General features: G+C 63.9%; 10 protein-coding genes. 5 read left to right on the forward strand and 5 right to left on the reverse strand.

The genetic code is table 11. The annotated features are described in order from the left end of the window. Positions 1-168 precede the first annotated feature (168 nt). The 4 genes from XH88_RS14360 to XH88_RS14375 all read left to right on the forward strand — a co-directional run bounded on the left by XH88_RS14360 (position 169) and on the right by XH88_RS14375 (position 6420). Complete coding sequence (locus XH88_RS14360; protein WP_271668941.1) at positions 169-2445, forward strand: marine proteobacterial sortase target protein; 2277 nt, start codon at positions 169-171, stop codon at positions 2443-2445. Between the two features lie 93 nt (positions 2446-2538). Then, a complete protein-coding gene (locus XH88_RS14365; RefSeq protein WP_271668942.1) occupies positions 2539-3108 on the forward strand; it encodes a class GN sortase in 570 nt (189 codons plus the stop codon). Positions 3109-3222: 114 nt separating this feature from the next. After that, positions 3223-5442, forward strand: coding sequence for an acetate--CoA ligase family protein (locus tag XH88_RS14370; protein ID WP_271668943.1), 2220 nt, complete (start codon positions 3223-3225; stop codon positions 5440-5442). Between the two features lie 147 nt (positions 5443-5589). Then, a complete protein-coding gene (locus XH88_RS14375) occupies positions 5590-6420 on the forward strand; it encodes an MlaD family protein (RefSeq protein ID WP_271668944.1) in 831 nt (276 codons plus the stop codon). A gap of 134 nt (positions 6421-6554) precedes the next feature. On the opposite strand, the gene XH88_RS14380 is transcribed toward XH88_RS14375, so the two are convergent. Beyond that, entirely contained in the window at positions 6555-8057 is a 1503-nt protein-coding gene (locus XH88_RS14380; protein WP_271668945.1) for a flavin-containing monooxygenase, read from the reverse strand. Positions 8058-8179: 122 nt separating this feature from the next. Then, complete coding sequence (locus XH88_RS14385; protein WP_271668946.1) at positions 8180-8938, reverse strand: S1 family peptidase; 759 nt, start codon at positions 8936-8938, stop codon at positions 8180-8182. 83 nt (positions 8939-9021) lie between these two features. On the opposite strand from XH88_RS14385, the gene XH88_RS14390 reads away from it, so the two are divergent. Then, positions 9022-9657: an HAD-IA family hydrolase gene (locus tag XH88_RS14390; RefSeq protein ID WP_271668947.1), complete on the forward strand. Its 636-nt coding sequence runs from the start codon at positions 9022-9024 to the stop codon at positions 9655-9657. Positions 9658-9777: 120 nt separating this feature from the next. Here XH88_RS14390 and mtnA read toward each other — a convergent pair whose 3' ends face one another. The 3 genes from mtnA to XH88_RS14405 form a co-directional block, all read right to left on the reverse strand. Further along, positions 9778-10887 (reverse strand): S-methyl-5-thioribose-1-phosphate isomerase, encoded by a 1110-nt coding sequence (gene mtnA / locus XH88_RS14395; RefSeq protein WP_271668948.1) that lies wholly within the window; start codon positions 10885-10887, stop codon positions 9778-9780. A gap of 30 nt (positions 10888-10917) precedes the next feature. After that, positions 10918-11793 carry an S-methyl-5'-thioadenosine phosphorylase gene (locus tag XH88_RS14400; RefSeq protein ID WP_271668949.1) on the reverse strand — a complete coding sequence of 292 codons (876 nt, stop codon included), beginning with the start codon at positions 11791-11793 and terminating at the stop codon, positions 10918-10920. Positions 11794-11902: 109 nt separating this feature from the next. Continuing rightward, positions 11903-12175: a phosphopantetheine-binding protein gene (locus tag XH88_RS14405; protein ID WP_271668950.1), complete on the reverse strand. Its 273-nt coding sequence runs from the start codon at positions 12173-12175 to the stop codon at positions 11903-11905. Positions 12176-12322 lie beyond the last annotated feature (147 nt).

The following is a 12322-nucleotide window of genomic DNA, read 5'->3' on the forward strand; positions in this document are numbered from 1 at the left end:
CCGTCAGTCTAGCAGGGCGGACAAGTCAGCACAAAACCGGACATATCAGCCAAAAGGGCGGTGCGGCCAGGCCGGCCGCGGCGGAACATTGCCGATCATTCCGCTCGCGAAACGAGGCCCTCCCAACCGATGCTCAGGGCCATCAAAAAGCTTTCGGGAGCAGGCCAAATGGACACTTACGAAACGGTCGACAGCCACGAACACCCTGACGAGCACCTTTGGCTCGACAGGCTCATCAAGGTCGGTCTGTTTCTCCTGGCGCAAAGCATTGCCGTGCTCCTGGTCAGCTTCGTGGCCCTGCTGGTGAGTTTTGAGACCTCCTGGTCGGCAACAACGAGCCAGCAGGCCAGCCTGCTCCAGCCCGGCGACGCCAGGTCCGGCACCCTCCTCCTGAAGGACGACGGCGGCACGATCGAAGCCATTCGGCTCGGGATCGACGTCGACGTCACGGTCTCGGGTCCGACGCTGCGCACGCGCGTCACACAAGTCTTCCGCAACCCGACCAAGGGCTGGGTCGAGGCGACCTATGTCTATCCGTTGGCCAGCGACGGTGCGGTCGACACGCTGAAGATGGTGGTCGGCGACCGCATCATCGTCGGCGATATCAAGGAGCGTCAGCAGGCCCGCGTGATCTACGAGCAGGCGCGCCGTGCCGGCCAGAAGGCCGCGCTCACCGAGCAGGAGCGGCCCAACATCTTCACCAACTCGGTCGCCAATATCGGCCCCGGCGAAACCGTGCTGGTGCAGATCGAATATCAGGAACCGGTGCATCAATCCGGCAATGAGTATTCGTTGCGCGTGCCGCTCGTTGTCGGGCCGCGCTACAATCCGGCGCCGATCGTGCAGAGCGTCGACTTCCGCAACGACGGCTCCGGCTGGGGCGCGACCACATCGGACCCGGTGCCCGACCGTGACCGCATCTCGCCGCAGGTCGCGGATCCCGCCAGGAATGCGCCGCTCAATCCAACCAGCATCACCGTGCATCTGAACGCCGGCTTCGCGCTGGGCGAGGTGAAGAGCTACCACCATAACGTCAAGGTCGAGAGCCCGGACAACATGTCGCGCGTCGTGACGCTTGCCGATGGCCCCGTGCCCGCCGATCGCGACTTCGAACTGACCTGGAAGCCGGCCGCCCAAAAGGCGCCGGCGGTCGGCCTGTTCCGCGAACATGTCGGCGACGCCGATTACCTGCTCGCCTTCGTCACGCCGCCGGCCGCCGAGCAGGCCACGCAGAAGCCGCTGCCGCGCGAAGTGGTGTTCGTGATCGACAATTCCGGCTCGATGGGTGGCACCTCGATCGAGCAGGCCAAGGCCAGCCTGCTTTATGCGCTCGGCCGCCTCCAGCCGAACGATCGCTTCAACGTGATCCGCTTCGACGACACCATGGACGTGCTGTTTCCGACCTCGGTTCCCGCCGACGCCGCGCATGTCGGTGAAGCGACCTCGTTCGTCAGCGCCTTGCAGGCGCGTGGCGGCACCGAGATGGTGCCGGCCATGCGCGCCGCGCTGACCGACAAGCTCGGCGACACCAACATGGTTCGCCAGATCGTGTTCCTGACCGATGGCGCGATCGGCAACGAGCAGCAATTGTTCGAGACGATCACCGCGATGCGCAGCCGCTCGCGCATCTTCATGGTCGGCATCGGCTCCGCGCCCAACACCTATCTGATGACGCGCGCCGCCGAGCTCGGCCGCGGCGCCTTCACCCATATCGGCTCCGTCGAGCAGGTCGAGGAGCGCATGCGCGGCCTGTTCGCCAAGCTGGAAAACCCTGCCGTGACCGGCCTCAGCGCGAAATTCAGCGTTGCCAAGGCCGATGTCACGCCCGCGATCATTCCCGACGTCTATCGCGACGAACCGCTGGTGCTGGCGGCAAAGCTCGACAAGCTCGCGGGCTCACTGGAGATCAAGGGCCGCGTTGGCGACCGCCCATGGTCGGTCACGCTGCCGCTGCAAGGCGCCGCCGAGGGCAAAGGCCTGTCGAAGCTCTGGGCGAGGCGCAAGATCGGCGATGCCGAGGTGGCGCGCACGCTTCGCGAGATGACGCCGGAGGATACCGACAAGACGATCCTTGCGCTGGCGCTCGACCATCAGATCGTCACGCGGCTGACCAGCCTCGTCGCGGTCGACAAGACGCCGAGTCGTCCCGAAGGCGCGCCGCTCAGGCTCAGCGAGTTGCCGATTAACCTTCCGGCGGGCTGGGATTTCGAAAAGGTGTTCGGCGAACGGCCGCAGCTGACGCCGACACAGCTGCGCGAACGCCGCGCCGATGCGGGCCAGCCCGCGGCAAGGCGGCCAGCTCCCGTCACGTCAGATACGATCCGCCTGCCCAAGACCGCGACCTCGGCCGAGCTGAAGATGATCGCGGGCCTGATCATGCTTGCCCTCGCCCTGATCCTGTTCGTGTTCAACCGGCGTCAGACCTTGCTCACTGACGCCGCTTGAGAGAGGAGCACCCCGAACTCCTCTTGCTTGGCGCGCGCGGCTGCCCGTCCCGAAACCAACGGCCGCGCGCGCATTTTTTCCTTGGTGGAATTCATGTCCCGCTTCATCTCCCCTCTCGTCCTGGCGCTGGTCGGAACGATCCTGTTCGGCGACGGCGCCTACATCCACGCCAAAGCCTGGCTGGCGCAGGTGCTGCTGGAGCGCGCATTCGACCGAAGCGTGGCGACCGGCCAGATAGTCAAGCCGTGGTCATGGGCGGATACCTGGCCGGTCGCCCGGATCGAGGTGAAGCGGATCGGCGCGAGCGCTATCGTGCTGGAAGGCACGAGCGGTCAGGCGCTCGCGTTCGGACCCGGTCACCTCGACTCCACGGCCGATGCGGGCGAGCGCGGCGTTGCCGTGTATGCCGCACATCGCGACACGCATTTCCGCTTCCTGCGGAATGTATCCGTCGGTGATGTCATCGAGATCACCCGCCGCGATGGCAGACATTTCCGCTATCGAGCGGATTCCTCGGCTGTCGTCCGTTTCGACGCATCCGGCATCGCCCCCTCGGCGCGGGATTTTGAACTGGTGCTCTCCACCTGTTGGCCATTCGATGCCGTCACGTCCGGTCCCGAGCGCTATATCCTCCATGCGACACTGATTGAACCGGATGAATAACCGCGACACAGCGCTCATTCCATCACGCGGCATACCACGTGGTTGCCACTGAGAAGAACTGGCCATAGAACAGAGTGACGCGCCACCAAGAAAAACAACGGGTGAGGTCACGCCATGGAAGCTCAGGTCTCTGCTGCATCGGTTCCTGCCCGCCCATGGTCGCCGCCGCCCGATGCCAGTGACGTCGTCAAGGGCATCCATGCCATGCTCCATCCACACAACATCGTGGTGGTGGGTGCGACCGACAAGCCGGGCAATTACGCCGAGCGCATCTGGAATAATCTGGTCAAATACGGCTACGAGGGCGGGCTCTATCCTGTCAACGCCAAGCGCGACAGCATCTGGGGCGTGCCTTGCTACAAGAATTTTGCGAGCCTCCCCGAAAAGCCTGATCATGTCCTCGTGCTGGTGCCCGCACGCTTTGCCGTGCAGGTGATCCGCGACGCTGCTGCCGCCGGCGCACGATCGGCCACCATCGTCACCTCCGGCTTCAGCGAGTTGCAGGATGAGGAGAGCCAGAAGCTCGCCGCAGAGCTGCAACAGGCCGTGCACGAGACGGGGCTCGCCGTCACCGGCCCCAATTGCCTCGGCAATTTGAGTGCCGGCGAAAAGCTCTTCACCAATATCGACGACCGCGTCGTCACCATGGAGCAAGGCGCGGTGGCGATCGCCGGCCAGTCCGGCGCCATCGTGATGGCGATCCGGCAGGCGCTGGAGGATCGTGGCGTCGGCGTCGGCTACATGGTGACAACGGGCAACGAGACCGGGCTCGAGACGCCGGACCTGATGCGCTATTTTGCCGAAGATCCCAGCATCAAGGTGATCGTGGTCTATCTCGAAGGCGTGCGCAACACCAAGGCGTTTCGCGATGCCTGCAAGGCTGCACGCGCCGCGCGCAAGCCGGTGATCGCGCTCAAGCTCGGATCATCGGAAGGCGGCCGCGCCGCCGCGATGGCGCACACCGGCGCGCTGGCAGGCTCGATCGAAACGTTTGATGCCATCGCAACCCGCGAAGGCGTGATCCGCGTGAGCGGGCTCGACGAATTGATCGAGACCACCGAATGCTTCGTCCACGCTGTCGTGCCCAAGGGCGACCGGCTTGCGGCGGTCACCCTATCCGGTGGCAAACGCGGCATGCTGATCGACGCGTTCTACGCACAAGGCCTCAACTTCGCGGCGCTGAGCCCGCATGTAAGCAGCGAGCTGGCAAAAATGCTCGGGCCGGGCTCGATCGTCGGCAATCCGCTCGATGCGGGCTTTGCCGCGGTGGTCGACCCCTCCGTCTACATGAAATCGATCCAGCTGATGATCGACGATCCCGATATCGACATCGTCATCATCGATTCCGAGCTTCCCAAAGCACCGCACGAGCAGCGCGAGCGCAATTTGCGGATCGTCAACGGGATGGCGAGCCGCGCTTCGAAGCCGGTGATCTACATCAGCGCGATGTCGATCGGCTTCACCGAATTCACCAAAGGCTTGCGCAAGTCGCTGCCGCATCTCGCGGTGATGCAGGGCATGGACCGCGCAGTGACCGCGATCAAGTCGCTGCTCGCCTATGCGAGGCTACGCAAGGAAGTACCCGACATCGTCTCGAGCTCGAAGCCCGCCGCGCGCGCCGTGCTGGAGAAGGCGCTGAGCTCGGCGAGTGGCGCCGCGCTCGACGAGGTCGCCTCCAAGAAGCTGCTGAAGGCCTATGGCATCCCGGTCTCGAAGGAGGGAATCGCGCAGACGGCGGCCGAGGCCGCGAAGATCGCCAGGCAGATCGGCTTTCCGGTCGTGGCCAAGGTCGTCAGCGCCGAGATCCTGCACAAATCCGACATCGGCGGCGTTGTGCTGAACCTCAATACCGCAGCCGGGGTGAAGAAGGCGTTTGCCGACATCACCGCCCGGGTGGCCAGGTTGAAGGGCAAGCCGAAGCTCGACGGCATCTTGATCGCACAGCAGGTGAAGGCCGACCTTGAACTCGTGGTCGGCGCCTCCCTCGACGCCGAGATGGGGCCGGTCGTGCTGTTCGGGACCGGCGGCATCGACATCGAGCTGATGAAGGACGTGGCGCTATCAGGCGCGCCGCTGGACGAAGCCGAGGCGCGGCTCCTGATCGGCCGCACCAAGGCCGGCATCAAGATGCGCGGCTATCGCGGCAAGCCGGCGCTGCACGAGGCATCCGCCGTCAAGGCGCTGGTCGGCCTGTCCAACCTGATCGCGGATGCTGGCGACCGCATCGCCTCGATCGACGTCAATCCGTTCCTGATCAATGCCAAGACCGGTGTCGCGGTTGACGCGCTGATCGTGTTGAACAACGCTGCGGCAAAACGCGCAGCCAGGCACTGATGTCGCGCAGGGCGGATCTGCGAACGCGTGATCCGCCAAATTCCGAGACGGCGTTGGCGAAAGCGCCGGTTACGCTTCCCTAACCTGCCCTGCGTACCTTTGCGACTCCTTCCAACCTCCCTGCTTTGGTCGTAAAATCGCATCCGCATGGCACGCGCGAGCAATCTGGTGATCGGAACGACGACGCTGACGGTGATCGCCGTAGCGTTCGGCGGCGTGCTCGGCATGCAGAAATGGCGCACCATCCAGAGTCGCAGTCAGTTGCGCGTCGTGTTCGAAGGTGGCTCCGCGAGCGGCCTGCGCCGCGGCGGCCCGGTCAATTTCGACGGCGTCCCCGCCGGCCAGATCCTGTCGATCAAGCTGGAGAGTCCGCGCAAGGTCGTGGCCCTGGTATCGCTCGACAACACCACACCGATCCGCAAGGACACGGTGGCCGGCATCGAGTTCCAGGGCCTCACCGGAGTCGCCGCGGTCTCGCTGATCGGCGGCGCGCCGTCCGCACCGCCCGTGCCGCTGGATTCGGACGGTATTCCGGTTCTGATCGCCGACCTCAGCGACGCTGAATCCATTGTCGACACGCTGCACAGTGTCGATCGTACCATCGTCAGCAACGCACCCGCGATCAAGGACGGCCTGCGCACGTTCGAGACCTATACCGCCGACCTCAGGAGCAAGGGCGACGAGATCGACGCGGTGATGCTCAAGGTCGACAACGCCTTTGCGGGTTTCGACAAGGCGGTCACGAAAATCGAAGGCGTGGTGCCCGGCTTCGTCGACGGCAAGGCGGACGAGCTGTTCGAGAAGATGAAGGGGCTGCACGAACTCGCCGACACCATGAAGAAGAAGTCGGCAAGCTTCCTCGAAGATACCCGCCGCTCGCTGCTCGATGTCAGCGAGGCCGCGAACAGGATGAGCGGAATACCAACGCCCGCGGCCGCCCCCCGCCCGCCACGCAAGCCAACGCAGCCGAAGCGGTAGAGCCTCCGGCAAGGCAAAGAGCCGACGCTAAAGCGCGATGAGATTTGGATGAATCGTCATCGCGCTTTAGCTCGTTGTTTGAGCATGATCTTCTCGGAAAACCGCTGCGCTTCCGGATCATGCTCTAGCCTCCCTCACCCATACACAAACGCCTTGTCATCGAGATCCGTCTTCGGGATCTCGTCCTTCTCGGTCCAGTAGTCCTGGCTGTGCTGCCATTCCGGCTTGTCGCCGCGCTTGGGCAGCAGATTCATGTTGCGCATGATGTAGCCGGGGTTGAAGTTTTCCGGATCGATCCAGGGCAGGATCGGCATGTTGTGGTCTTCGGGCCGCAGCTTGACCTCGACCTTCTTCGCCCCCTTCGCCTTCATGTGGCCGAGCAGGCGGCAGACGAAATCCGCAACGAGGTCGACACGCAGGGTCCAGCTCGCGCGGAAATAGCCGAACACCCAAACCATGTTCGGCACGCCCGTGAACATCATGCCGCGGTAGGTCACGGTGTCGCCGAAAGCGAGCGGCTTGCCGTCGATCTCGAAGGCGATGTCGCCGAGCGCCGAGAGATTGAAGCCGGTCGCGGTGACGATGACGTCGGCTTCGAGCAGCTTGCCGGATTTGAGCTGAATGCCGTTCTCGACAAAGCACTCGATCTCGTCGGTGACCACGGACGCCTTGCCGCTGGCGATGCCCTTGAACAGATCGGCGTCCGGCACGAAAGCGATGCGCTGGCGCCACGGCCGATAGCTCGGCGTAAAGTGCTTTTCGACATCGTAGTCCGGACCGAGCACGGCGCTGATCTGGCCGACCAGCTCCTTCTTCACCTGCTCAGGCTTGGAGAGGCAGAGCTTCGTGAACGCATCCTGCTCGAACAGGATCTTGCGGCGGACGATTTCGTGGATCCAGGCCTCGTCAACCTGAAGCCGGCGCAATTCCTCCGCGATCTCGATGGCGTTGCGCCCCAGGCGGAAATAGGTCGGCGAGCGCTGCAGCATGGTGACATGCGCGCAACTATCCGCGATGTTCGGCACCAGAGTCGCCGCGGTAGCGCCCGACCCGATCACGACGACCTTCTTGTCCGCGAGATCGATATCGTCAGGCCAGGTCTGCGGATGGACGATGCGCCCCCTGAAGCGATCCATTCCCTTCCATTCCGGTGTGTAGCCTTCGGAATGGCGGTAGTAGCCCTGGCACATCCAGAGGAAGTTGGCGGTGAAGGTCTTTGCCTCGCCGGCGTCGGTCGTCACGGCTTCGATGGTCCAGAGATTCTGTTCGCTCGACCAGCTCGCCGAAATGATCTTGTGCTTGTAGCGAATGTGGCGGGCGATATCGTTGTCGTCGATCACCTCCTGCATGTAGGCGAGGATTTCCTCGGCGGTTGCGATCGGCGGCCCGACCCAGGGCTTGAAGCTGTAGCCGAAGGTATGGAGATCGCTGTCGGAGCGAATGCCGGGATAGCGATGCGTGCTCCAGGTGCCGCCGAACGTCGCCTGCGTTTCCAGGATGACGTAGCTCGTGCCCGGAAGCTGCTTTTCGATGTGATAGGCGCTGCCGATGCCGGAGATGCCGGCGCCGACGATCAGTACGTCGAAATGCTCTGAAGCCTGTTGGGTCGTGGCGTGAGTGCGAACAGCGACATTCATTGTTGCTTCTATGCCTTGTCATTTTCAGGCCGCCTTTGACTGGCGACGCGTTTCCCCCGCGACGGTCATGTTCGCCCGCCGCGCTTCCCTCGCAAAATGACATAGATCAAGTCGCAATCAAACTACAACGCCGCGCCCCAGCTCCGCGCGGTCTGCAAGATCCAGTCACGGTACAGCGTCAGCGGCGTAACCCCGGTCAATCCACCGCAGCCGGCAGCGCCATTCGGCCCCGTCGACCAGCTGATGACGCCAACAAGCACCGCGCCATCAGGTCTGTCCTCGAATACGGGGCCGCCGGAATCGCCGGTGCAGGCGCCGATTCCATCGCGAACACCGTTGGTTACGGGATCAACCAGGCGGATCTGGAAAGTGCCGGGCTGCCCGGTCACGACGAGACCGGCAACCCGTGTCGCACCGCCGCTCTTGCCATCGCCGCGCACAGTGACGCCAATGCCCGCGATGGTAAAACGGCTGCCGACCCGGATCGGAATACTGGGCGAACCGACCGGCACGGTCGATTTTCCCTTAAATGGAATTTCAAGTTGCAACAATGCCACGTCGGCAGTGGCGCGATGCGCCTGCATCGCCTGCATGTTGAAGCCCGGATGGATCGCAGCGGTACGCACGTTCAGCAATTGCGGCTGACCGTCAGCGCCGCGATCGACGATCTTGTAGTCGGCGCCCGGCTGCACGCAGTGAGCAACCGTCAGCACGACCTTCGGGGCGATCAGAGTGCCGGTGCAGAAATTGCCACGCGAACCGACGATGGTGACGACCGCGTGTGCAACGCCTTCCGTCTGCGGCGTGCCGCCGCCGACGATGGCGTGAGCGGGCGGGGCAAGCAGCAAGGCTGCTGTGATGAGAATGACGAGCTTCTTCATGGGAACACGCTCTGGCGTCGGGACTGGCCCTTGCCGATAGCGCATGCTAGCCCTCTTGGGAAGGAATTGACGAGGGCACGACATTGGCGATCGAGGCTGTGATCTTTGATTTTGGCGGCGTGTTGACGAGCTCGCCATTCGAAGCGTTTGCGCGATTCGAGAGCGAGCGCGGTTTGCCCGTTGACATTATCAGGCGCACCAATGCCGCCAATCATCTGGAGAACGCCTGGGCGAAGTTCGAGCGCGCGGAAGTCGATATCGAGACGTTTGACGCGTTGTTCGCGGCGGAATCACTCGCGCTGGGCGCCGAAGTGCGCGGACGCGACGTGCTGCCCCTGCTCCAGGGCGACCTGCGCCCCGAGATGGTCGATGCACTGAAGCGCATCAAGGCGCAGTTCAAGACGGGCTGCATCACCAACAATTTGCCGGCCAACGCCATCGGCAGCATGACCGGGCGCTCGCTCTATGTCGCCGAGGTGATGGTGCTGTTCGACCACGTCATCGAATCCGCCAAGATCGGCCTGCGCAAGCCGGACCCGCGCATTTACCAGCTGATGGTCGAGACGCTGAAAGTTGATCCGAAGACCTGCGTCTATCTCGACGATCTTGGCGTCAATCTGAAGCCCGCGCGGGAGATGGGCATGACCACGATCAAGGTCACGAGCGGCGCGCAGGCAATCGCCGAGCTCGAAGCCGCGACGGGAATGAAGCTGGGGTAGTCTATCATCCTCGTCATTGCGAGCGCAGCGAAGCAATCCAGAGTCTTTCCGCGGAGAGATTCTGGATTGCTTCGCTACGCTCCCAACGACGGATGCGGCGAGAGATCGGTCGAATAGAGCCTACTCCGCTGCAGCGGCGATCCGCTCGGGAAACGCGGCGGCCAGCGAGGCGCGGTCGGGCTTCAGCACGCCGCGCTCGGTAATGAGGCCGGTAACGAGGCGTGCCGGCGTCACGTCGAAGGCGTAGTTCGCGACCGGCGAGCCCTCCGGCACGATGCGCACCGTCTCCAGGCGGCCGTCGGCGGTGCGGCCGGTCATGTCCGTGACCTCCACCCCGCTGCGCTGCTCGATTGGAATGTCGCGAATGCCGTCATCGACGGCAAAGTCGATCGTGGGCGATGGAAGTGCGACGTAAAAAGGCACGCCATTGTCGTGCGCGGCCAACGCCTTCAGATAGGTGCCGATCTTGTTGCAGACGTCGCCATTGGCGGCGACGCGGTCGGTGCCGACGATGGCGAGATCGACCATGCCGTGCTGCATCAGGTGCCCGCCGGTATTGTCCGGGATGACGGTGTGCGGTACGCCGTGATGGCCGAGCTCCCAGGCCGTAAGCGAGGCGCCCTGATTGCGCGGACGGGTCTCGTCGACCCAGACATGGATCTTGATACCGCGCTCATGCGCGAGATAGATCGGCGCGGTTGCGGTGCCCCAGTCGACGGTGGCAAGCCAGCCGGCGTTGCAATGGGTCAGCACGTTGACCGTCTCGCCCGGCGTCTTCCTGGCCACGATCGCCTCGATCAGCGCAAGGCCGTTGGCCGCGATGCCGCGGTTGATCTCGACGTCCTGCTCGACGATCTCGTCGGCGCGGACGTAAGCCGCCTCGGCCCGTTCGGCCGGATCGATCGGCGCAAGCGCCGCGCGCATCTCGTCCAGCGCCCATTTCAGATTGATCGCGGTCGGCCGCGCCACGACCAGGGTATCGTAAGCGCGCCTAAGCCCGGCGTCGGAGGCGTCCGCGCGCATCGCGAGCGCCATGCCGTAGGCCGCCGTCGCGCCGATCAGCGGCGCGCCGCGCACCAGCATGTCGCGGATCGCCACCGCTGCGTCCTCGCACGAGGTCAGCTTCGCAATGACGAACTCGTGCGGCAACCGGCGCTGGTCGATCGCACCCACCGACCAGCCGTCGCGTTCGCGCCAGATGCTGCGAAAATGCTTGCCGTCGACCTTCATGGCGTTCTGCCTTTTCGTTCTTCCCGCGTCTCAACCGCGCAAAATGCGCCCGGCCACTGCATCGAGCTTGTTCAGAAGTTCGGGATCGCGCGCCTCGGGCGCGGTGATCAGCGCGGTGTCCAGCGCACGATCCGAACCGATCGGGCACGGCTCGTGCTCGCGTGGAAACTCCTTCGCCAGCCGCGCCACCAGCGCCTTGGCCTTGTCGGCGTTCGAGGTGAGCACGCGGATGATATCCTGCACGGTGACCGCGTCGTGATCCGGATGCCAGCAGTCGAAATCCGTCACCATCGCGACGGTCGCGTAACAAATCTCGGCCTCGCGGGCGAGCTTTGCTTCGGGCATGTTGGTCATTCCGATCACCGAATAGCCCAGCGTCTTGTAGGTCATGCTCTCCGCATAGGTGGAGAACTGCGGCCCCTCCATGCAGACATAGGTGCCGCCGCGCGCGATCGCGATGCCCTCGGCCTCTGCCGCCGCCGCAAGATGGATCCGCAGCCGCGGAGAGACCGGATGCGCCATCGAGACATGCGCGACGCAGCCTTTGCCGAAAAACGAACTCTCGCGCTTATGGGTGCGGTCGACGAACTGATCGACGAGAACGAAGGTGCCGGGCGGCAGCTCTTCCTTGAAGGAACCGCAGGCCGAGAGCGAGATCAGGTCGGTGACGCCGGCGCGCTTCAGCACGTCGATATTGGCGCGATAGTTGATGTCGGAGGGCGACAGCCGGTGCCCCTTGTCATGGCGCGGCAGGAACACGATCGGCAGACCGGCGATGGTGCCACGCCGCACGGGCGCCGACGGCTCTCCCCAGGGGCTCCTGATCATCTCTTCGTGCGCGCCTTCGAGACCCGGCAAATCATAGATGCCGGAGCCGCCGATGATGCCCAATACCGCCTGCGCCATGCCTGCTTCACCCTATCCGCCACGTGCGACATGGTTAAGCTATGCCAGTTTTGGGGCGGATTTGGAACGGGGCTGATGGGGTCCCGCCGGGAGGCAGGTGGGCGCCTGATTAAGCCGCTTTCGCCAACTTCAGCTGGGTCGCAACCATGCGTTCCAGCGTCTCGACGGACTGGAAATTCTCCGGCGTGATCTCGGCCTGCGGAATGGTGAAGTCGAACTCGGCTTCGACGCCCAGCATCAGATTGACCATGTCCATCGAGGTCAAGCCGACATCGACGAGCCTGGCCTGCGGCGTGACATCGGCGGCGAGCGAGTTCTGCTCGAGGATGCCCTTCACCAGCATGGTGATGCGATGACGCAAATCGGTGTCGAAGGCCTGCATCGGCAAATTCCCATCCATCCATGAAAGTCGGGCCGGTGCCGGGCACGATGCGCACGACGGGCCGATCCCGCAATGGGCGCCACCATTACTTCGCGTTTCTTAGTAAACGATGACTCAGATTGTCTGGAATTCCAGCTTCTTCCAGAA

This window comes from Bradyrhizobium sp. CCBAU 51627 (genome assembly GCF_028128765.1).
GTDB lineage: Bacteria > Pseudomonadota > Alphaproteobacteria > Rhizobiales > Xanthobacteraceae > Bradyrhizobium.